Source organism: Pseudoalteromonas sp. MBR-15 (assembly GCF_053628915.1).
The window spans coordinates 117,481-140,079 of the sequence record NZ_JBRJHH010000009.1 but is presented as its reverse complement, the minus strand read 5'-3'; the positions used below and the strand labels follow the sequence as shown (position 1 = coordinate 140,079).

The following is a 22,599-nucleotide window of genomic DNA, read 5'->3' as shown; positions in this document are numbered from 1 at the left end:
AATCCAGATTAAAAACTCTTTTAAATCAATAAATAAACTGTGGTATGTGTAACCTGTACGCAAAAAGAGCGTACAAGTTACACACTGGCTGTAAAATTTATAGGTCTCGTTTACGCCAGATAAAATACAAAGCAGGTAGCACCAGTAAAGTCAGTACCACGGCACTGAACATCCCACCGACCATAGGCGCAGCAATTCGGCTCATTACCTCACTGCCGGTGCCAGTACCGTAAAGCACCGGTAACAAACCAATTATAATAGTGGCTACGGTCATCATCACAGGTCTAACCCTTAACCCTGCACCATTGATGATTGCTTGGCGAAGTTCAACGACACCAAAGTGCTCTGCTTGCTGTTTAGCCTCGAGATAAGCTTGGTTAAGATACACCAGCATGATCACCCCTATTTCTACGGCAACCCCTGCAAGCGCAATAAAACCAACCCCGACAGCAACAGAGAAGTTGAAACCTTCAATATACATCAGCCAAATACCGCCAATCATCGCCAGAGGAAGTGTTAGCATAATCATCGCCACTTCAATAAAGCTTCTAAAGTTAAGGTATAACAGCACCACAATGATAGCGAGCGTTAGCGGTAGCACATAACTCAATTTAGCTTTAGCGCGCTCCATGTACTCGTATTGACCTGCCCACGTAATTGAGTAGCCAGCAGGCAACTCTAGCTGCTCATGCAGTGCCTTTTGGGCACGCTCAACATAGCTGCCGATATCACTGCCTTCAATATCAATTAAACTCCAGCCATTGATTCGCGCATTTTCGCTCTTTATCCCCGGAGGACCGTCTTCGATAAAGACATCAGCCACATCAGCCAGTGCAATTCGCTGCCCACTTGCAGTGACAATAGGCAGCAGCTTGAGCTCTTCTGGCGAGTCACGGTAATCTTGTGGATAACGTAAATTAACCGGGTATCGCTCTTGTCCTTCAACCGTTTCGGTTACATTCATACCACCAATTGCAGTCGCCACAACCTGTTGTACATCGGCAATGTTAAGACCATAACGCGCAGCCTTGTCGCGATTGATATCCACTTTAATATAGCGCCCACCCGCTACTCGCTCTGAATACACAGACGCAGTACCTGGTAAGTCTTTTAATATCACTTCAATTTGCTCACCAATTTTCTGTATTTCACTCAGCTTAGGGCCCGCTACTTTAATACCCACTGGCGTTTTAATACCGGTGGCAAGCATATCGATACGCGTTTTAATCGGCATAACCCACGCATTCGTTAAGCCGGGGAACTTCACTAAGCTATCAAGCTCTTTTTTAAGCTTTTCGGTTGTCATTCCCTCACGCCATTGTGATTTAGGCTTAAGCTGAATAAAGGTTTCAATCATGGTGAGTGGCGCGGGATCAGTGGCTGTTTCAGCCCGCCCTACTTTACCAAAGACACTCTCGACTTCTGGCACACTGGCTATAAGTTTATCGGTCTGCTGTAAGAGTTCTCGGGCCTTACCGATTGAAATACCCGGATAGGTTGTGGGCATATACATTAAATCCCCCTCATCAAGCGGAGGGATAAACTCACTGCCAATCTTATTAACCGGATAAAAACCGACTACAGCCAAAATGATAGCCATCACTAGCGTGGTTTTTGGGGCTTTAAGAACCGCATTTAATAACGGCTTATAACTTGCCACAAGTAAACGGTTGACTGGGTTCTTTTGCTCAGAAATAACTTTTCCGCGAATAAAGTAACCCATTAACACCGGCACTAAGGTTATTGCTAAGCCAGCGGAGGCTGCCATGGCATAGGTCTTGGTGTAAGCAAGCGGAGAGAACATACGCCCTTCTTGTGCTTCAAGAATAAACACCGGCATAAAGCTGACAGTAATAATTAATAAACTAAAGAATAATGCAGGGCCCACTTCTGAAGCCGAGTCCATCACCACTTGCCAACGGTTTTCGTCAGTAAGTGGGGTTTTTTCCATGTGCTTGTGCATGTTTTCGATCATAACAATCGCGCCATCCGTCATCGCGCCAATCGCAATCGCAATTCCCCCAAGTGACATGATATTGGCATTAATACCTTGCCAATACATAACCACAAATGCGGTTAATATGCCCATTGGTAAAGTAATAATTGCCACAATTGATGACCGAATGTGAAACAAGAACACCACACACACCAAGGCTACAACGATCAATTCTTCAATCAGTTTTGAGGTCAAATTATCCAGCGCTTTGGTGATTAAGTTAGAGCGGTCATAGACAGGCACAATTTCAACGCCCTCGGGTAAGCCTTTTTTCAAAGAGTCTAGCTTTTCTTTAACCTGTTTAATTGTGGCTTCAGCATTTTCACCAAAGCGCATCACAACAACGCCCCCAGCCACTTCGCCTTCACCATTAAGCTCAGCAATACCGCGGCGCATTTGCGGCCCTAATTTTATATCGGCAACATCGCGAAGCTGCAGCGGTGTGCCGTTGGCATTAGTCCCCAACGGGATAGCCTCTAAATCAGCCACACTTTTAATATAACCGGTGCTTGATACCATGTATTCCGCTTCGGCCATTTCAACAACAGAGGCACCTCGCTCTTGGTTACCTTGCTTAATTGCTGTTTGAATCAGGCTCAGGGGAATGCCATAAGCACGCAGTTTATCGGGGTCTACATTGACTTGGTATTGCTTAACCATGCCACCGACCGATGCAACTTCTGACACCCCTGGTACAGTTTGCAATTCAAACTTTAAAAACCAATCTTGTAAGCTACGTAGCTGACTAATATCGTGCTTTCCTGTTTTATCAACTAATGCATAAAGGTAAATCCAACCGACCCCTGTTGCATCGGGACCAAGCTCTGGTCGAGCCGACTCGGGTAAGCGAGCACTCACTTGACTTAAATACTCTTGCACCCGACTGCGTGCCCAGTATAAATCGGTGTCTTCATTAAATATGACGTAAACATACGAATCGCCAAAAAATGAAAAGCCCCTGACCGTTTGTGCCCCTGGTACCGAGAGCATAGCGGTGGTAATTGGAAACGTTACTTGGTCTTGCACTACTTGTGGCGCTTGCCCAGGGTAGGATGTTTTAACGATGACCTGTATGTCAGATAAATCAGGTAGCGCATCAACTGGCGTATTCTTCAAAGAAAAAATGCCAAAGCCTGCCAGCATGACGGACAGCAGTAATACAAAGAAACGATTACCGACTGACCAGCGAATGACTGCTGCAATCATTTCATCTCTCCTTGCATTGGATGGCTTAAGGTCATGATGTCAAAAATCATAAATTCACCCTCTACCAGCTTAAACGTGAAATGTACTTCGTCATTAGGCTGTAGGTGTGATAAATCGATACGCGGCGAAAAATGAAACTCCACGGTTGCCGCCTCACGGCCCCATTTTGGAATTGCTTCACGGCTGATCACCGCGGTTCTGGCTTTGCGATCAATACTGTTGATCACCCCATTGACCATGGCACTCTCGCTATCAGGCTCTTGCATACGCATAAAGTCAGAGCTTTTGCTTGATTCTGAGTCAATCAAGAATTGCGCTGATGTCACCACGTTATCGTCTTTTAGTAAGCCTGATAAAATTTCAATGTCGTGATTATCACTGCGCCCAATGGTCACAGCGACTGACTTAAAGCGCCCTTCACCTAAATCAACCACCACTCGGTCTTGGCTACCTGTGCGGATCACCGCCTCTTTCGCTATCACTATCTGTGGCTCTGTTGGCTTAGCCGTAATACTGACCTCAGCAAACATATTCGGTTTTAATAAGCCCTCATCATTCACAAACCGGAGGCGCACACGTAATGTACGGTTTTTCTCATCGAGGGTAGGATAAATATAATCAACCTTGCCGTGCCATTGACGGCCCGGTAAATAATCTAAGGTCATTGTTACAGGCAAACCTTTACTGATAAGCCCAGCTTGGCGCTCGAACACTTCAGCTTCAACCCATACTTCTTCAAGGTGAGCAATACTCATCATGGTTGTGCCGGGCTTCACATAAAAGCCTTCTCGAATGTTTAGCTCATCCAGTACACCACTTTGCTTGGCATAAAAGGTGATGTTTTGTCTGACCTTCTGACTTTGCTCTAAGCGCTCAATAAAATCACTCGATACATTTAATGAGGCCAAACGCGCTTTGGCAGCACGAATAAGCACACTATTATTGCGCTTTAGAGCAAGTAATAACTCTTCTTGCGCATTCACCAACTGTGGAGAATACAAGGTATAGAGTGGTTCACCTTGCTTTACTTGATCACCCGCAGCTTTCACGAACAGCGTTTCAATCCAGCCTTCAACACGTGGATGAATATGCACTAATTGATCTTGGTCGTATTGCACGTAGCCCACGGTATCAACGGTAGTTTGCAGTGACTTAAAACGTACCGGTGCGGTTCTAACACCTAAATTGTTGACAACGGCAGGTGATATTCTAACTGTTCCGGGGCTGTCTTCGGCGCTGTTTTCTTCATATACAGGGACTAACTCCATGCCCATTGGCGACAATCCTGGCTCATCACGTCGGTAGTTGCTATCCATGGGAGCTACCCAATACAGAGGTTTCTTTTCTGCACTTGGCATAGCGGAATGATCAGCAGTAGAAAGCTGATTTACTACGGTTGCCAAAGCGGCACCCACTGCCAAAGCCACTCCTAATTTAACGGTATTATTCATGATGTGCTCCTTGGCTGTGTGCTGCATTAATTTGGCTGTCTTTTGCTGCTGCGTAATAATTTAAACGTGCCAGCGTAATTTGTGTGTCGATATCGATATTTAGGGCATCTATTTTTGCATTTAGCTCACTGATACGAGCACGCATGACTTCTGAAAAGTCCCCATCATCATTGGTATATGCATTTAATGTGGCTTCGGCTTGCTCTGCCATTTGTGGTAAAAGCTGCTCGACATAAAGCGCTCGACGTTGGGCTAGGCGACTTAACTGGCTAAGCTCTTTAAAGTATTGACCTTGCAGTTTTTGTAACGTGATCAGCTTTGTGGTTTTAACTGCTTCAGCACTTGCAATAGCCGCATTAACTTGCTGATCTTGGCGGTTATCTGTAAATAATGGTAAATCAACACTGACCCCTATCGAGAATAAATCGGCGCGCGAACTTCCCATCGGCGTATCATCACGATAACCATAGCCAACATTCATACCAAACTGTGGCTTATAGGCTTCTTTTGCCACTTCGATTTGTGTGCTTTTTGCACGTAAGGCATGCTCAATAGCCACAACAGCAGGATGCCCCATAAGCACTTCGGTCACGCCTGTTGGTTGCATATTTTGGTATGGCATTAAAGCCGCCACATCACCATTATCACTGCTGACAGGACCACTTAGCATGTCAATTGGCAACCACTGTGCTAAGCGCTTTTTCGCACTATCGAATTGCTGCTCAAGCATCACCAATTTATCTTCTAAGCGTGTAAGCTCTAACTGAGCACGAATGATATCTTGCTGGCGCGTAGTCCCTAAAGAATTTGCATAGCTTGCTTCTGTGATATCAATCAATTGGTTGAATAAGGCTTTATCTTGGTTAATTAATTGGATACTTTGCTGAGCTCGGTAGGCATTTAACCATGCTTCAGTAACAATAGCCTTTACTTGCGCTTGTCGGTCAGCACGTTGCCATGGGTATTGCTCGGCTGATTGCCTTAACGCTTGTTGCTGTAATGCCAAGCTATCACCGCGGCTAAACTGTTGTGATAAACCGACCTTAAATTGCGTCATGCCTTCTTGATCAAAGGCAAAACCATCCGTCGGTAAATTCATTAGCCCTACCGTCAGAACAGGGTCTGGCAAGGTGCCTGCGGCAATACTTTGCGCTTCAATTGCCTCTTGCTGATATTTGTTTGCTTGTAGCCAAGGTTCATGCGTCAGTGCGTATTCAACCACGCCATTCAGTGTCAATGGATTAGACTGAACCATACTGGAAGTCGTTACTAATACACCAAGGCAAAATGCCTTTAAAAATTTGCTGTGAGTCATCACATGCTCCACTAAAATTCTAGAAAGTTAAAAAACAATAGAGTTAGGGGCAGAATGGGTTGTAAAGCAGCGCTTAGCTGAATTTTTGACAGACCTATCCTGCTTAAGCAGTAATAGGTGGGCGATATAAAGAACTTATAGGGTAGCTGCGTTGGCTAACATTAAACAAACGTACTTTTTCAGATTGTTTGTTAGCATTCATCACTGTGCTATTAAGAGGAAGGAGTGAATGCGCAGTACACGCATTAAATGGACACGCACAGTCGGCACTGTCCATGGTATCTTCATGACAACAGTCCATGTCAGACATGTCGTTATCATTGTCCATATCGGCATGATGATTCATAGCCATTGAAGCATGCGGCATGTCGCAGACCATTGACACAGACGCAACTGACTGACTCACAAATGTGAGCAGCATCATGGCTATTAACATATAGCTTGAAAGTCGCGTCATCAACATACCTTAAATATTAATCGTGTAAATTGTAGCCTGAAAATTACGCCAACTACAAGGGTTTCTCTATTTTTATACTGCTACTAGCGGCTATTGCAAATAAACAGTAGCCAGTAAAATACCAAAAACCCACCCCCAGCTCTGCGTGCATTTTTATCAACTCACCCATTTGACCATCGGCATTGCCTGCTAAATAAGCAACGATTAATGCAATGACAAACACATCAACCATACTCCATTTGCTGAGTTGCTGAATAAGTTGACCGAGTAACTGCTTAAATTTATTCACGGGAAGAAAACAATACAGTAACTGCATCAATAATTTTATTGTCGGGATAACAATCGAAAACACCGCAACGAGTACCGCTACTAAGTAGTTTTTATTGTTAGCAAGCTCGTTCACAGTGCCCCAAATACTGCGCGTTTTTTTGTACGCGTCTATTTCGCCTTCAAGCTTATCAAGACCTAACATACTGGAGGCCATCATCAATACACTGCGCGTATTTCTGTCACCTTCATCTGCTAACATTTCAATGCCTGTTTTAGCTAACTTAGATTTATCTATTTTACCTTCTAACGTGAGAACGGGCTGAGTAACCCCTGGGACAAGTAAAGCGAGGGCAAAAATAATCGTCACAATTGGAAATATTGAACGCATGGTATACAAACCTTATCCACTAACAGTGCGAGCATAATAACCAACTCAATGTCATTAGTCTGCAATTGATGACAAGGTCGTCAATACTTCATCTGCGTAAGCACGTGCGCTGTACATTGCTTTAAATACAACGTCCATGTGTGAAGCTGGCCGAATCATGGTTAAGAATGACCGCGCTTCTTGCCATTGTTCTTCTTCGATTGCTTTTACAAGTCGCAGGCTAATACCTTGCATACCATTAAAGCTTAACAATGCACTGGAAAGTTCTGCGCCAAGTGAAAACTCTTTTGTTACTCTATCTAATTCCATATCGAGAATGGCATCAAGCACAGACAGCAATCCGACTAAATAACCTTGCTCTGATAGCTCTTTACCACCGGGTTCAAGCATCAGCGCAATAAACTTTGCACGTGTAAGCGCAAGCTTGGTTAATTCTTGTGGTTTATCATTCCCCAATTCACTTAATGCTAAAACACGGACAAACTGACGAATCGCATCTTCACCTAAATAAATAACCGCTTGTGAGATTGATTTTATCGTTTGTTGTGAATTAGATGAGCGTGCATTTACCAATCTTAAAATACGCGCTGTTAAACCAAGGTCTCGACCAACGCGTTGCTGCACCGCATCAAAGTCAATATCGGGCCTTGCTGTACAGCTTAGTAAATCAAGTACTGCCATTTTCGACGGTTCAACATTACCAAAGCTAAGCACTTCTGGCTTTGCAAAAAAGAAACCTTGAAATAAATCACATCCCGCTTTTTTTAACTGTTTAAAGTCATCATAATTTTCGATGCGTTCAACAATTATGATTGCATCTGGGTAACTGCGTTTTAGCTTTTTGATCATCATATTGGTTTTAATAATAGGATGCTCAACCTCTAACTTGATGAAGTCCATCAAAGGAAGTATATCTTGCCATTTTTCAGTGCCATCATAATCATCAAGGGCAAAAAAATAGCCCTCTTTTTTGAGCTGTTTAACACGTGTTACAACTTTTGGGATACTTGTCGTTCGCTCAACTATTTCGAGTACTGCACTGCTTGGTTGGAGCAGTCGCGGAAAATCATCAAGAATGGCATCGGTCGATAAATTAATAAACGCAGGTTGGAACCCTGTAAGCTTTTCAAGTCCCATTAACATCAATGCATTAAAAAAGAGTCGCCCGGTGGCTTGGCCATCACTGGTTCCTATCGGAAAAACATTATCGCTCGATTCTCTGTATAACAATTCATACGCATACACACTTCTATCAGCATTAAATATTGGCTGCCTGGCTATATACTGAGTCACGTTTTGACTTTTTTTACCTTCCATATTTAACTCTGACATATTACTTCTCACTAAATGTAACTAAAGCCACATTACAATTGTTATAAGTATAGTGAAAGATGTTTTCCTTGCTAAAAAAGAAAAACCCGACCAAACTAAATTTATGAATAACTTTAAACATAGTCCATTGCACTTAATTTTTTCGTTATTTTTCATAATTTTATACGGTGCTATTTTTAGCTCTGCGCATGCGGCATCGCCCCCTGCGTTAAAGTATAATATTACGGCCTCTGGAAGCTATTACCCATACTATATTGATGACGAAAACTCGCCCGGTATCCTGCCAGAAATCATCCAACATGTGCTAACTCTGTCCAACATTGATGCACAGCATATTGAATTGCCAGCCAAACGCACGGTTAAGTATCTTCATTTAGGTCACATCGATTTTGATGTAATCAGTCCTGAATGGCTCAGTGAGAAAGAGCGAGAAAATGACATGTTCCGCTATTCAGATAATTTATTTACCGTCGAAGAATACCTTGTTAGCTTGAGTAAAAATATCAACAAATGGCAAGATTTAGAGGCAATAAAAAAGCACCCTGTCGGCACGGTACTTGGCTATTACTATTATGATGATGAGCGCTTCACGCGCGTTGATTTTCACTCCGAAAAAGAGCTGGTTAAAGCATTACAACTCAACAGAATAGAGGTAGCAATTATTGATAAGCTCTCTGCGATATACTGGTCAAACTGGTTCAATATCAATACGCAGCTTGGCGCCCTTCATTCACAAGGTAATATGAAAATTCGTATCCGAGCAGAACACCAATCGCTCCTCAAGAATATAAATACAGCTATTGAGCAACTTAAAAATAATGGCACGATTGATACCATCATCAATAAATACACAAAAAACATACCCCCACAATAATTAGGGATATTCCGCTTTGGGGCTACATTTGCTATACTGCGCGCTGTTTTTCTTGTTAACTTAAAAGAGCCTCCTATGAGCATTGAACAAGCCCTTATCGAACGCAGTAATAACCAATGTGAACTGTGCGCCGCAACAGAGAATTTATCTGTATACGAAGTCCCTCCTGTCACGGAAGCTCACTCTGATAAATGTATCTATGTCTGTCAGACTTGCAAAGACCAAATCGAAAATAACGCAGAATTAACTGCAACTCACTGGCATTGCCTAAATGACAGTATGTGGAGTCAAACGCCTGCTGTTCAAGTGGTAGCGTATCGTATGTTAAAACGTTTAGCGGCAGATAATGGCTGGGCACAAGATGCTCTAGACATGATTTACCTTGAAGAAGACACGCTAAAGTGGGCGCAAACAGCCCTTGCTGAAGATGATGACATTAAACATATCGACAGTAATGGCGTTGTGCTGCAAGCGGGCGATACAGTAACGCTAATCAAAGATCTCGATGTAAAAGGGAGCAGCCTCATTGCTAAGCGCGGCACCGCCGTAAGAAATATTGGTTTAACCAGTAACCCTGAACACATTGAAGGACGTGTCGATGGGCAACGTATTGTTATTCTAACAAAATACGTGAAAAAATAATTTCTTATTAAAAATGGGCCTTGCGCCCACTTTGACTCAATTAAGCTATGATTAAGTCAGCGAACTTTATGCTAATACAATAATCTCAGTGTATAACACTAAAACCGCAAGGAAAATATCATGGCTTCGGATACCTTTTCATCTTTAAAACGTGCTTCACTTTGCAGCGTAATGATCTTAGGAAGCAGCTTAGTTCTTACCGGTTGTGGCGAAGACTCTGCCGCGCCTCAAGCAGAGCAATCAACAATGAAAACGCTCAATACGCAAATTACTTATTTAGACCGTAGCATGCTGCCACCAGGCTCTGTATTAAAAGTGCAGTTAGCCGATGTATCAAAAATGGATGCAAAAGCAGACGTGATCAGCGAACAAGAAGTTGCGTTAAAAGGGGCGCCTCCTTATAACGTCGCACTTGAGTATGATGAAAGTAAAATTGCTGATCGCCATCGTTATAGCGTCGGCGCTCGAATCGAAAACCAAGGCAAGCTGTTATACATTAGCACCACTCACAACAACCCGTTTGCTGAAGGTGCTCAGAATGATGTGTATAAAGTGACGGTATCTAAAGTGTCGACGAAAAAGCCCGATGTAACGTTAACTAATACATATTGGAAAGCAGTCACGATTAACGGTGAACCCGTTAAAGTAGAAACAAAAGAGCCTTTCATTCAATTTAAAGAAGATGGCTCAACGCATGGTTTCCTTGGCTGTAATAGCTTTTCAGGCAGCTATGACGTGAATAATCAATCACTCACCTTCAACCCGTTAGCCAGCACTAAGAAAATGTGTATCGAGCAAATGGATATTGAAGCTGCAATGTCAGCTCTACTCACTGCGACAGCGCAATTTTCAATTAATGGTGAGCAGCTTACGCTATTAGATGGCAGCAGCGAACCCCTTGCTACATTTGCAGCAACCTATATGAATTAAAGACAGTTAACACGAAAACGCCCCGCAATTGCGGGGCGTTTTTTATTTATACCCTTTATTAAATAGGCACATTGTTGCAGCATTACTCTTCAACTAATTGCTCACTGCGATAAAAGCCACTACTGTCACTTAATACAGAAACAAGCTCAGGTAAAACCGCGTCCATCGTCTGTTTTAGTTTCCATGGTGGGTTGATCACTATCATGCCTGAGGCCGTCATACCATGTACCTCAGTATCTGCTTCGGTGGCTAATTCAAATAATTGAATATTACGCATGCCAGATGCGATTAAACCTGCTTCCATTTTATCTATGCGCTCACGATCAACGACCGGATACCAAATCATGTACGTACCCGTTGCAAAGCGTTTGTGCGCTTTAACGAGGGTTTTTACCACCGTGTCATAGTCATCTTTAATTTCGTATGGAGGGTCAATCAGCACACATGCACGACGCGATGGCGGTGGCAGCAGACCAACTAACCCTTGAAAACCATTTTCGCCACGCACACGGATAGAGCGTTTACCTATCATATTCTGCTTAAGTAATGCTAAGTCGCGAGGATGTAACTCAAAAAACCAGCCATTATCTTGGCGACGCAAAAAGTGTTCAGCAATTTTTGGCGAGCCAGGATAGAAATCTAATTCGCCATTCTGGTTAAACGATTTAATCAGCTCTATATACTCATTTAACGGTGCATGCTCACTCTGGTGCTGCCAAAGCTTTGCTATGCCATCTAAATACTCTTGTGTTTTTTGTGCATCACTGCCCGCTAGTTCAAAAAAGCCCGCCCCCGAATGGGTATCAATATAATCGAGAGGCTTATCTTTAATTGTTTGGTATTTAAGAACTTCAGCTAAAACCAGATGTTTAAGCACATCAGCAGGATTGCCTGCATGAAAAGAGTGTCGGTAACTAAGCATATTTATAAATCGCTAAATGCAGTGCTGCATGAAAAATAGATGAAGATATTGTACATGATAAATAGTGAATAATCCTAAAATCTAAGCGCAGAGTGAACCATAAATGAATAAAAATGCAGCTACGCTGAATTACACCTTAATTTTAAATAAAAATACGCTAAAACAGGCGTAAATGCTGGCATATCAACACACTTTCCTTTACATTTGCATGACAATAATCACAGTTTTATGAGCGCATTTATGAATAACGAAACCCTTTCCCAACTCGAACAACTGATCGACAAATTAATCCACCGAAACAGCGAACTTGAAAGCGAAGTGAAAAGCTTAAAAGATCAAACTGCAAAATTAATAGACGAGAACGAAACGCTTCAACTTGAAGTACTCGATAGCGAAGAAAAACAAAAAGAAGCAAGCAGCACATTAACTGGCCTGCTTGAGAAATTACAAAGCGTACACCAGGCTAGCTAATGAGCAGCCTACAAAGTCAGCGGGTCACCGTAGAGCTACTAGGTAAAGAACATGAGTTCTCTTGCCCTCCGGGTCAAGAGAACGCCCTAGTTGCTGCTGCACAACATTTGAATGACTTAGTGGACCAAATGAAACAACGCTCTTCTGTTCGTAATGAACAAAAAGCGTTATTAATGGCTGCGCTGCACTTAAGCCATGAATTGCTCGAAGCACAATCGCAACAAGCAAAACAAGAGCAACAGCATGACTCTTTAATCGATAAACTTAGCCAGTACTTAGACCAAACTCACTCGACTTAATACGCCGTGAGTGGTATTGGTTATATAAAAAGCGCATCTTGCGCTTTTTTTGTTTACAATGCTCAACCTGAATAATAACCGAGCAAATTAGAATGCGCATATATGCTTTATCAATGTGGGCTTTTTTAGCGCTACTAACAGCAAGTTTCTCATCTAAAGCCAAGGTTACATGGCAGACTATCAGCCCTGAGATTCAATTTTTACAACAACAGGCATCGCTGCGCTTTTACGATTCAAATCAGATCCTTATTGAAGGTAAAACGTGTGCACTTATGTTTGATGCCAGCGGTGATTTTGCCGCGGTTGAGCAACTCGCACAGCGTTTGAAAAAGCGCTTAAAAACACCTTTATGCTACTTGGTAGCAAGTCATTATCATGATGACCACTTGCTGGGTTTTGCAGTGTTACAAGCCACGTTCCCTGATGCAAAATTGATTGTTCATCAGCAACTAGCGAATGAATTCACCCACTATCAAAAAGCCTTAAGCGATAAACTTGATGGCTATGAAAAAAGCATAGAACTAAGTTATCAACGTTTAGCAAGCCAACCACAAGAACAACAAACCGTTTGGCGAGAAAAACTATCACTTGCTAAACAACGCCTGTTTCGTTGGCGCGAATTAACACTCAATCCCCCCGCTATCCGTATTGCTAAAGAAACGCATCTCGACCTTGGTGATTACCCGATTACTGTTATGCCGTATCAAGCACACACGCATGGCGACTTAGTATTAACAGCCGATCATGGCCGGGTATTACTTGGTGGAGATATAACCGATTGGTTACCTTACCCAGGGCATGGGCAAATAGATAATTGGCTCGCAGCGTTAACTGAGATTCAACAAAATAGTGCTATCACAACAATTTTACCGGGTCATGGTGCACAACTAACTCCTGCAGAACTTAATCAGCCGAAAACATTTTTATCTGCTATTTTGACACTTGCAAATGCACAGCCCGAGAAGCCTATTGGTGAGTTAATTCCCCTGTTTCCTGAGCAAATAAAACAAGACTATCAACTTGATGAAGTCGGTCAACGCGCTTTCGTCATGTTTCTAGAAGCTGGACTTAAGCAGGCCAAATCGTCAAAATAGCGCTAAAATAGTAAAGGGATTTTATTACATGGCTTTAATGCGTTTGAAATATTTACTATTGCTGAGTTTTTTTATTGGCCTACAAGGATGCCAAACAACTCAGCAAGATACACAACAAGAGCAACAGGCTCGGCCAGAGATTTTTAGTCATTTCAAGCCTGATTTAAGCTTACAAACACAGCCGACTGAGCAACCTATTGCTACAGCCGATAAGACTGCTGAACCTGTAAAACTTCAACCTTATAAAGATACGCCACTCGCTAAACCGCGAGCGACTGATTTGTGGCAACACATTGCAAATAATCTATCGTTGGTATTTCAAACCAATAAGCATACGACAGCCCGGATAAAGTGGTACTTAAAGCAACCAGCCTACCTTGAAAAAGTGAACCGACGCGCTGCACCGTATCTTTACCATATCGTCAAACGTGTCGAAAAACAGAATTTACCGATGGAACTTGCATTACTCCCCTTCGTAGAGAGTGACTTTAGACCCACGATTCAATCATCAGAGCAAGCTGTGGGGATATGGCAGTTAGTTGGGGCAACTGCCTATCACTTTGGCGTGCAGAGCGACCAATGGTACGACGGCCGCCAAGATATTCTCGCCTCAACCGATGCTGCCTTAGCGTACCTCAGTTATTTACACAAACGCTTTGATGGCGATTGGTTACATGCAATCGCGGCCTATAACAGTGGTGAAGGGCGTGTTAAGAAAGCCATCGAGAAGAATAAAAAACTCGGTAAGAAAACCGATTATTGGTCGCTGTCATTACCAAAAGAAACTGCTGAGTATATCCCTAAATTATTAGCACTCAGCCACTTAATCAGACACCCTGAAAAAGGCCTAAAACGCCCAAAACTCGCTAATAAACCGCTCACAACGGAGTTTAATGTCGGCCAGCAATTTGATTTTTCGGTAATTGCTAGTTTATCTGGGATTGGGCGTAGCCAATTACATAAACTAAACCCTGGCTATTTAAAGAATCAAAGCTCTCCTAATGGCCCCCACACGCTGATATTACCAATAGAGCAGCGTACTTTATTACAGAGTAAACTATTTCGTAACAACTTTATTGGCGAGTACACCGTTCAAAAGGACGATACGCTTTATCGCATCGCAAGACGTTTTAATATGCCTATAAGCCAATTAAAAATGCTCAATAATAAAACCTCGAATCTCATTAAAGTGGGTGAGCAATTGCGCCTAAGTAAACCTCAAACGATGCCTGGATCGTTAATAGTTGATTACAATATCAGCCCGTATTTAGAGCAACAAGAAGACGTTGTTTCAACTGTTGCTGTCGATTATCAAGTAAAGCCGGGGGATTCTATTTGGAGCATTAGTCAGCTTTTTGATGTTCCTCATAAAGACGTGGCTATTTGGAATAAACTCAGCGCGTCTAGCCTACTAAAACCAGGCACCATACTAACTTTGCATATCCCTCAAGCAAAGCCACCAGCCCCTCAAACATCCGCCAGCGAGGCTATGCTGTCGGGTATTGAAAGCTCTTTGAAAAAGCCTTGATTGCTGTGTCATTGTGGTTAGCGTAAAATCAGTGTTTATAATCTAAGTTTACAAGAGAAAAAACATGCAAATCAGCAAAGACACTGCCGTTGAGTTCCACTACACATTAAGTGAAGCAGGCGAGCAAATTGAATCAAGCAAAGATGGCGAGCCACTTTCATATATCCATGGTACAGAAGGCATGCTACCGGGTCTTGAAAAAGCCCTTGAAGGTAAAAGCGCTGGCGATAGCTTTAGTGTAACACTTGAGCCAAACGAGTCTTATGGTGAGCGTGTTGATGACCTTATTCAGCGTATTCCACTTAAGCACTTACAAGGTAACACTAAAGTGTGGAAACCGGGTATGACTGCGATTGTTCACTCAAACCAAGGCCGTCATCAAGTGACGATTGTAAAAGTAGGTCGTTTCAATGCAGATTGTGACTTAAACCACCCATTTGCAGGTAAAACACTGACTTTTGACGTTGAAGTACTCAACGTCCGTGAAGCGACACGTGAAGAATTAGCGCACGGTCACGTACATGGTGAAGGCGGTTGTGGTCATAGCCACTAAGGGTAAATAATGACAAACGTTGCAATTGTCACAGGTGGCAGTAAAGGGATTGGTAAGGCTATTGTTGAGCGCTTAGCGCGCGAAGCATACATCGTGTATAACCTTGATATTACACCATCAGAAGGTCACTACCGCTACTGTGATGTCAGTAATGTTGAGCAGGTAAAAGCGGTTATTGCTGATATAGCACAAGAAACAGGCCGTATCGATGCGCTTATTTCTAATGCTGGTCGTCATTTAAGTGCCACCATTGAAGATACTGACGAGGCAACGTTTGATGCTCTTTTTGCGCTCAACGTAAAAGGCGCGTATGCGGCAATTCAAGCAGTTTTACCAAGCATGAAAGCAAATCGGCAAGGTAGTATTGTTTTAATTGCCTCTGATCAAGCGCTTATTGGTAAGCCCAATTCTTTTGCTTACAACTTAACAAAGCATGCACTTGCTTCAATGGCAAAAACAACCGCTCTGGATTATGCCGCATTTAACATTCGCGCTAACGCTATTTGCCCAGGCACCATTGAAACACCTTTATTTCATAATGCAATTGACGCTTACTGCAAGCGAAGCGGCGCCGATAAAACCGCCGTCGTCGCAGAAGAAGCTGCATTACAACCATTAGGGCGCTTAGGTCAACCAGAGGAAGTGGCTGCATTGGTTAATTTTTTAGTTAGCCCTGAGGCAAGCTTTATCACTGGTAGCCTACACAGTATTGATGGTGGGTATACCACGCAATGAGCGACAAGATTATTGACCCCCATGTGCATTTTTTTAACCTCACTGAGGGTCAATACACTTGGTTGCAAGGCGAGAAACCACCTGCGTGGCCTCACCTCGATAAGATCAAAGCTCCTATTAGCATGGCGCAACTAAAATCAGCATGCCCATTTCAATTAGAAGCACTTGTTCATATTGAGGCAGGGTACGATAATAATGACCCTATTAAAGAGCTCAACTGGCTAGCACAGCATTTAAACGGCTACAAATACAAAGCCATTAGTTATAGTCGAATAGACGCTACCTTGAACGAATTTAGTCTGGCGCTTTCGGCATTAACACATTCACACCTTGTGGGTATTCGCGATATTACTGAAGGTAAAGATGCGACTCGTTTACTCGCACCTAATTGCCTTGAAAACTTAGCCTATCTTGCTGCGCAAAACTTGCGATTTGAAGCACAGTTTGAAATTGAAAACCTACACATTACCGAGCAGCTCATAAAATACTGCCATGCCCTTCCCTCATTACGAGTCGTAATTAACCATTTAGGCTTTATATGCGATGAACAACAATGGCTAAACGCGGTTATTAAATTAAGCCGCTGTGATAATATTGCGATTAAGTTCTCAGGCTTAGAGTTCAGCAAACTGGCTGCAAGTAAGCACCAATGGCTGCTTGATACACTGCTGCAATACTTTGGCGAGCAGCGTATTATGTTTGCCAGTAATTTTCCTGTTTGCCAAATAAAGACACACTACGAGACATGCTGGCAGCATTACTTTTCATTGTGTAACCAGCACAGCGTATGGCATCGTCTAAGCTACAAAAACGCCCACGAAATCTATCAAATTGATTAAAAACTAGCTATATTTAGTTAAATAAAAGCGGTTTAGGTTAGTGGTTATGTTTATTTTTTCAAAAGAAGCGGCCATTTTAGGTGCGTGCGTATTTAGTCTTGTTGGGTGTGGCGGCAGTGGGAGTGACAACTCCGATTCAGGCAATCTAGACCCAGCCACCATTACGTGGACACAAGGTGTGTTTGAGCCATCGAGTAAGTTTGATCAACAATGTCAGGCACTCAATGAAAAGCACTGGCTGCGTTCATGGAGCCATGAAACATACCTTTGGTACGATGAAATAATAGACCGTGATCCAGCCCTCACTGATGGGGTTCTCAATTATTTTGCGTTACTAAAAACCGAAAACACCACGGAGTCAGGGGCTAAAAAAGACAACTTTCATTCCAGTTTACCCACCGATGAATGGCGAGCACAAAGCCAGTCGGGACAAACCTTTGGCTATGGCTTTAAAATACGTTTAATAAGTGCCAGCGCCCCACGTCAAGCCATTATAACTTATACCGAACCCAACTCACCCGCGGCAACACAAAACCTAGCGCGTGGTTTTGAAGTGTTAGAAGTGGATGGTGTAGACTTTGTAAATGCCAGCACCCAAGCTGAAGTCGACGTACTCAATGCGGGTCTTTTTCCGTCTGAATCCGGGAAAGTAACGACCTTTGTGTTTAAAGATATCAACACCAGTGAAACCCGCGAAGTCACCATGACAGCCCAAACTATTACGGGACAAGCTGTAGGCAATATTAAAACATTCGCAAATGGAGAAGTCGGTTACTTCCAATTTAATCGCCACAATGCGATTGCAGAAAAGCCCTTATTTGATGCTTTTAATACATTAGCAGCACGCAATGTGAAAGACCTGATTATCGACATGCGATACAACCCCGGCGGTTTCCTACAGATGGCAAGTCAAGTTGCTTATATGATTGCAGGTGCCGAAAATACTGACGGCAAAATTTTCGAAAAGACTATCTTTAACGATCAACACCCAACCTTTAACCCAATCACTGGGGAGCGTTTGGAGCCCGTGCCGTTTACCGATGAATTTGTCGGATTTGCAGAAAACCCAGCAATCAACCCTGGCACACCATTGCCTAGTTTAGACCTAAAACGTGTTTTTGTGTTAACAACAGGCAGTACATGTTCAGCCAGTGAAGCCGTAATTAATGGCTTAAGAGGGGCTAATATTGAAGTCATTCAAATAGGGGAAAATACCTGTGGTAAACCCTATGGTTTTTACCCAACCGATAACTGTGATACGACCTACTTCAGCATTCAATTTACAGGGGTTAACAATAAAGGCTTTGGTGAATATGCCGATGGTTTTGCCCCCCAAAACAGCACTGGCAGTGAGTTTCAACCCGTGCGAGTCCCAGGTTGTGCAGTCGCCGATGACTTTAGCCATCAGCTAGGCGACGAAAATGAAGCATTACTTAGTACTGCACTGGCATACAGAGCGACTGGCACATGCCCTGTAGCAAGCTCAATGACCAGCAAACAGGGTTTTGCACCAGCGCTGTTCACTGATACACCAAAAGTACAGGACAACCGAGCAACAACGCTTATTGAGCAAAACAAAATACTTGAGTATTAGAGGCGTGTATGAACTTTAAAGTAGCCACAGCAATATACTTTGTGACTTTGCTCGGGTGTAGTGCACAAAGCCAAGAGCCGACTCCTAAGCTACAACATGCGGTGTTAACAACACCGCAAAGCACCTTGATTGCACAAGGTATTGCCAGATTAATGCACAGTCAGCCTATTGCAGTCGCCGATGATGCCTTTATCAATAGCAGTATCCTCGTTACTGACAGCATGGGCATCACAGATGCGCAAGGCAATCCAATCATGGGAAAGCAGCTTTCTATGCCCGATCGCTTTGAATTACTCATTAAAGATAAAATGTGCTTTGTTCGTCATTTAGACAGCAAAGCAACAGAGCCACTGCCGCTGGTAAAGTGTAAAGCGGTTAACTAAGCCTCACATATACCTAAACACCTATAAAAAAAGCCCTTACGGGCTTTTTATTAGCAATCAAATTGATAGCAATATACTTAGAAACGAGCTTCAAAACCTAAACGAACATAACGTGGTGTTTGCCATGTATATGCAGCACCATAATAAGAGTTTACTTCACCCTCATTCTGTTCATAGTGTTCATTCGCAGAGGTAATCGATTGGCTATTAAGTATATTAAATACATTAATAGTCGCACGCATATCAATATCTGATACTGTGAAGTCATAAGCTGCAGATAAATCTAAGTTAAATGTCCATGGTGTACGACCCGCAGTACCACGGCTGTGTTTTTCATAGATTTTTTCGTCTTGTTGGCATTCACCATCACCATTTGTGTCTGGACAATCATTAGTGTAGATGTAGAACGTATCACCCCAACCACCATTTAAGTTAGGATCTTTCGACGGGTAACCTTGTCCAAATAGGCTTTGTGGGCGACCACTTTGTAACGTTGCATTCCAACCTACGGTCAGATTTTCAACAGGTTCCCAACTACCGAAGAACTTAAACGTATGACGACGGTCATTAGGTTGGTAACCTTGTGAGCCATCCATTACCGCTGGGAAGTCAAAATCTTGAGTAATACCCGCGTCAGCTTGACCGATATCTGATTTAACAGCACCTTCAAAGTTACCAACACTACGTGCCCATGTGTAACCAAACTGGTAGCGAATAGTGTCAGCTTGATAGTTCAAGCTAAATTCAACCGATGTATATTCATTGTTAGCCTTTGGGAGGCCTATTGTTTCAGCTGAATAAGTAGTCAGTGAGCCTGCATCTGGTACACCATCATTATCGAAACTAGAGTCACCCCAATCAGTACCATTCCAGTAGTATCCATCACTGTACCAGCTTGATGTAGAACCTGGGTTAATCATGACGCAATATGGGTATGCGTAACGTCCACAGTAATCATCAAGTGCAGTTGCAACCTCACGATAAGTACCTTTTAGCCCAACTGTATACTCTTCATTAAGTGCTTGTTGAACACCAAGAATATATTCATCTTTTGAGAATGGGTCAGCTTCTTTTGCCTGGAATATATCTTTTTCAGGAATAACAGGCACCCCACTCACTTGTTGTGAATTTGCTAAACCACCATTACCAATTGTATCTGCAAGTGGTGAAAGACCTGTTGGTGCACCTGTTTCTGGATCAACACCGGTGTAGGTATAAGCTGTTGTAATATCGCTCACACCAGATGCTGCACGGAAAATTGTATTATTAGCAACTGGTAGATAATAACGACCATATGTACCATAAACTTTTGTATCACCCGTTCCTGTTGGGTCCCATGTAAAACCTAGGCGTGGTGCAATATCCGTTTTAAAACTTGTTAATAACTTACCCGTTGTTCCCCAGCTATCAAACTCATCGACACGAAAACCAACATTTACCGCAAAATCGTCAGTAACTTGCCAATGATCTTCTATATAGTAAGCTGTTAACTCTGATTCAAAGCTACCACCACCATCAAAAATACGGTCTTCAACATAATCAAGTGCAGCACCTGTATCATTAGTAAGTGCACCGTTATCTGCTTGCCAACTACCATTTGCAGCTAATGTACGGTAATCATAGCTGTGACCACCAATTGGCTGACTAATTCTTTCTGATTTTCGCTCTTGATAATCAATACCAAAGCTAATTTCATGGTCAGACCAAACATACTCAACATCTAAACGATATTGCGTATTTTCATCATTATTTGCACCAAAGCTACCTCCCGCGCCACAACCTGTAATAGGGTTAGATGTTCCTCGAGAGTCAGTTACACTAGGACAAACAAGGTTTTCAGACTGAGTTTCATATTCAGTCTTAATATTACCAGCCATAGCAGTAATTACTAAGTCTTCGGTTAAGATACCAGTGTAACTTAGACTCTGTGCTTTACCGCCTCGTTTCAAAATAGCACCATCAATTCTTTCACCAACTGTGCCATTACCGTAATCATATACTGAGCGCTCGATATCACGTCGGTTTGAATAAGCAAAATAGCTTAAACGATGGTTTTCTGTAATATCCCAGTCAAGCTTACCGCCCCAGAATAAGTTATCGCCACCTGATGCAGACTCTTTACGATATTGGTCATTTGGAGAGAATTCATCGCCGCCCCATGTATAAGTAGACTCTGTATCACGAGGATTAACTAAACCATAGAAAAATAAAGTATCTTCAATTAATGGTCCACCAACAGCTAAAGTAACATCCGCACTATTATCAGAAGCTAAACTTTCATCTCGGAATATTTGTCCTGCACCTTGTTTTCCGCGAGAGATTGATCCCTCTTCTTGCAACGAATCAGGTGAATATTGAACTACTGCAGAAAACTCCCATTCATTGGTACCACTTTTAGTGGTTGTATTTATAGTTCCTCCCGTAGCTCTACCAAACTTAGCAGAATAACCGCCAGTTTTAACTTGAAATTGATCATAGAATTCGAATGGGACTTCACCGCAACCTAAACCCTGACGTGTATTAGTTACTTCTAGACCATTAATATAACACGCATTCTCTGCAACCGATGAGCCACCAAACGATGCTGTATTACCAAATGCACTGTCGCCTTTAACAGCACCTGGAGCAAGTAATGCTACCGATGTAAGATCTCGACTAATAGGCATACGATCTATTTCAGCATCGGTAATGACTAAGCCTGAATCCGCTGTTGATAAATCAATTGAGGAAATTCGTGCTCCAACAACTTGAATAACTTCAGGACCTGAATTGGAGATATTCGCTAGATCAAAATTTGCTTTTGAATTGGCACCAAGTGAAACACGGACTTTATCTTCTGCTACTACGGTTCCATTTTTCAAAACTTGGATATCGTAGTTTCCTGAGGGTAATGATGCAAAGCGGAACGTTCCATTTTCTGAAATATTTAAAGTACGCTCTAGACCAGTCGCCGGGTTTTTAACTTTAACTGTATATGAAGAGGTATTTTTGACATTCTGAACAGAGCCAACGACGTCTGATGCAGATGCAGGAAGCGCCAACCCCAACGAAGCAGTTACTGCAATTGCAGTAATGCTTTTCCTAAATATTGATTTCATTTTTGTATCCCTTTTAAAATTATAATTATTCACCTTTATAAGGTACAAATACATTATTAAAACGGAGAACAAATGTAAAACAAAAAATCAAATATATTACAATTTAGTTATAGTATATAAGTTTAAAACTAAAAATTTACACAAAAAACACAAAAAACACAGTTGAAATTCTAAAAAAGTGAATAAAAATAGAAAAAAACAATAAAATTTAACAATAAAGTT

The 22,599-nt window shown here is 42.4% G+C and carries 20 protein-coding genes; 12 read left to right on the top strand and 8 right to left on the bottom strand.

The features are described from left to right. Nucleotides 1-97: 97 nt before the first annotated feature. The 6 genes from ACSSVW_RS13615 to ACSSVW_RS13590 all read right to left on the bottom strand — a co-directional run bounded on the left by ACSSVW_RS13615 (nucleotide 98) and on the right by ACSSVW_RS13590 (nucleotide 8,415). The gene (locus ACSSVW_RS13615; RefSeq protein WP_454179490.1) at nucleotides 98-3,202 is read right to left on the bottom strand and encodes an efflux RND transporter permease subunit; all 3,105 of its coding nucleotides are present in this window, start codon (nucleotides 3,200-3,202) and stop codon (nucleotides 98-100) included. Then, nucleotides 3,199-4,653 (bottom strand): efflux RND transporter periplasmic adaptor subunit, encoded by a 1,455-nt coding sequence (locus ACSSVW_RS13610; protein WP_036973321.1) that lies wholly within the window; start codon nucleotides 4,651-4,653, stop codon nucleotides 3,199-3,201. Before ACSSVW_RS13610 ends, ACSSVW_RS13615 begins: the two co-directional genes overlap by 4 nt. Beyond that, complete coding sequence (locus tag ACSSVW_RS13605) at nucleotides 4,646-5,908, bottom strand: TolC family protein (RefSeq protein WP_405127518.1); 1,263 nt, start codon at nucleotides 5,906-5,908, stop codon at nucleotides 4,646-4,648. Before ACSSVW_RS13605 ends, ACSSVW_RS13610 begins: the two co-directional genes overlap by 8 nt. 163 nt (nucleotides 5,909-6,071) lie before the next feature. Continuing rightward, nucleotides 6,072-6,425 (bottom strand): hypothetical protein, encoded by a 354-nt coding sequence (locus tag ACSSVW_RS13600; RefSeq protein ID WP_074989219.1) that lies wholly within the window; start codon nucleotides 6,423-6,425, stop codon nucleotides 6,072-6,074. 52 nt (nucleotides 6,426-6,477) lie between these two features. Then, nucleotides 6,478-7,083, bottom strand: coding sequence for a paraquat-inducible protein A (locus tag ACSSVW_RS13595; protein ID WP_074989218.1), 606 nt, complete (start codon nucleotides 7,081-7,083; stop codon nucleotides 6,478-6,480). 54 nt (nucleotides 7,084-7,137) lie between these two features. Then, complete coding sequence (locus ACSSVW_RS13590; RefSeq protein WP_454179489.1) at nucleotides 7,138-8,415, bottom strand: EAL and HDOD domain-containing protein; 1,278 nt, start codon at nucleotides 8,413-8,415, stop codon at nucleotides 7,138-7,140. A 103-nt stretch (nucleotides 8,416-8,518) separates the two neighbouring features. On the opposite strand from ACSSVW_RS13590, the gene ACSSVW_RS13585 reads away from it, so the two are divergent. From ACSSVW_RS13585 to ACSSVW_RS13575, 3 genes are all read left to right on the top strand, one after another. Continuing rightward, on the top strand, nucleotides 8,519-9,289 hold the full coding sequence (locus ACSSVW_RS13585; RefSeq protein ID WP_454179488.1) for a substrate-binding periplasmic protein: 771 nt from the start codon (nucleotides 8,519-8,521) through the stop codon (nucleotides 9,287-9,289). Nucleotides 9,290-9,364: 75 nt separating this feature from the next. Beyond that, entirely contained in the window at nucleotides 9,365-9,931 is a 567-nt protein-coding gene (locus tag ACSSVW_RS13580) for a PhnA domain-containing protein (protein ID WP_454179487.1), read from the top strand. Nucleotides 9,932-10,051: 120 nt separating this feature from the next. Further along, nucleotides 10,052-10,861, top strand: a complete 810-nt coding sequence (locus ACSSVW_RS13575; RefSeq protein WP_454179486.1) for an META domain-containing protein — start codon at nucleotides 10,052-10,054, stop codon at nucleotides 10,859-10,861. Nucleotides 10,862-10,943: 82 nt separating this feature from the next. On the opposite strand, the gene ACSSVW_RS13570 is transcribed toward ACSSVW_RS13575, so the two are convergent. Continuing rightward, nucleotides 10,944-11,783 (bottom strand): 23S rRNA (adenine(2030)-N(6))-methyltransferase RlmJ, encoded by an 840-nt coding sequence (locus ACSSVW_RS13570; protein WP_065979384.1) that lies wholly within the window; start codon nucleotides 11,781-11,783, stop codon nucleotides 10,944-10,946. A gap of 240 nt (nucleotides 11,784-12,023) precedes the next feature. Here ACSSVW_RS13570 and zapB point away from each other — a divergent pair, with 240 nt between their 5' ends. The 9 genes from zapB (at nucleotide 12,024) to ACSSVW_RS13525 (ending at nucleotide 19,279) form a co-directional block, all read left to right on the top strand. Continuing rightward, entirely contained in the window at nucleotides 12,024-12,254 is a 231-nt protein-coding gene (gene zapB / locus ACSSVW_RS13565; RefSeq protein ID WP_036973328.1) for a cell division protein ZapB, read from the top strand. Then, nucleotides 12,254-12,553, top strand: a complete 300-nt coding sequence (locus tag ACSSVW_RS13560; protein WP_454179485.1) for a cell division protein ZapA — start codon at nucleotides 12,254-12,256, stop codon at nucleotides 12,551-12,553. Before zapB ends, ACSSVW_RS13560 begins: the two co-directional genes overlap by 1 nt. A gap of 92 nt (nucleotides 12,554-12,645) precedes the next feature. Further along, on the top strand, nucleotides 12,646-13,647 hold the full coding sequence (locus ACSSVW_RS13555; protein ID WP_454179484.1) for an MBL fold metallo-hydrolase: 1,002 nt from the start codon (nucleotides 12,646-12,648) through the stop codon (nucleotides 13,645-13,647). 28 nt (nucleotides 13,648-13,675) lie between these two features. Then, on the top strand, nucleotides 13,676-15,175 hold the full coding sequence (locus ACSSVW_RS13550; RefSeq protein ID WP_339612185.1) for a transglycosylase SLT domain-containing protein: 1,500 nt from the start codon (nucleotides 13,676-13,678) through the stop codon (nucleotides 15,173-15,175). Nucleotides 15,176-15,239: 64 nt separating this feature from the next. Next, a complete protein-coding gene (locus ACSSVW_RS13545) occupies nucleotides 15,240-15,728 on the top strand; it encodes an FKBP-type peptidyl-prolyl cis-trans isomerase (protein ID WP_454179483.1) in 489 nt (162 codons plus the stop codon). 9 nt (nucleotides 15,729-15,737) lie between these two features. Further along, nucleotides 15,738-16,463, top strand: coding sequence for an SDR family NAD(P)-dependent oxidoreductase (locus ACSSVW_RS13540; RefSeq protein WP_454179482.1), 726 nt, complete (start codon nucleotides 15,738-15,740; stop codon nucleotides 16,461-16,463). Continuing rightward, the gene (locus ACSSVW_RS13535) at nucleotides 16,460-17,302 is read left to right on the top strand and encodes an amidohydrolase family protein (protein ID WP_180311203.1); all 843 of its coding nucleotides are present in this window, start codon (nucleotides 16,460-16,462) and stop codon (nucleotides 17,300-17,302) included. Before ACSSVW_RS13540 ends, ACSSVW_RS13535 begins: the two co-directional genes overlap by 4 nt. A 46-nt stretch (nucleotides 17,303-17,348) precedes the next feature. Next, the gene (locus tag ACSSVW_RS13530) at nucleotides 17,349-18,896 is read left to right on the top strand and encodes a S41 family peptidase (RefSeq protein ID WP_036973334.1); all 1,548 of its coding nucleotides are present in this window, start codon (nucleotides 17,349-17,351) and stop codon (nucleotides 18,894-18,896) included. An 8-nt stretch (nucleotides 18,897-18,904) separates the two neighbouring features. Beyond that, nucleotides 18,905-19,279 (top strand): hypothetical protein, encoded by a 375-nt coding sequence (locus ACSSVW_RS13525; RefSeq protein WP_036973335.1) that lies wholly within the window; start codon nucleotides 18,905-18,907, stop codon nucleotides 19,277-19,279. Between the two features lie 77 nt (nucleotides 19,280-19,356). Here the strand turns inward: ACSSVW_RS13525 and ACSSVW_RS13520 are convergent, their stop codons facing one another. Beyond that, on the bottom strand, nucleotides 19,357-22,377 hold the full coding sequence (locus ACSSVW_RS13520) for a TonB-dependent receptor (protein ID WP_036973336.1): 3,021 nt from the start codon (nucleotides 22,375-22,377) through the stop codon (nucleotides 19,357-19,359). Between the last annotated feature and the right edge of the window lie 222 nt (nucleotides 22,378-22,599).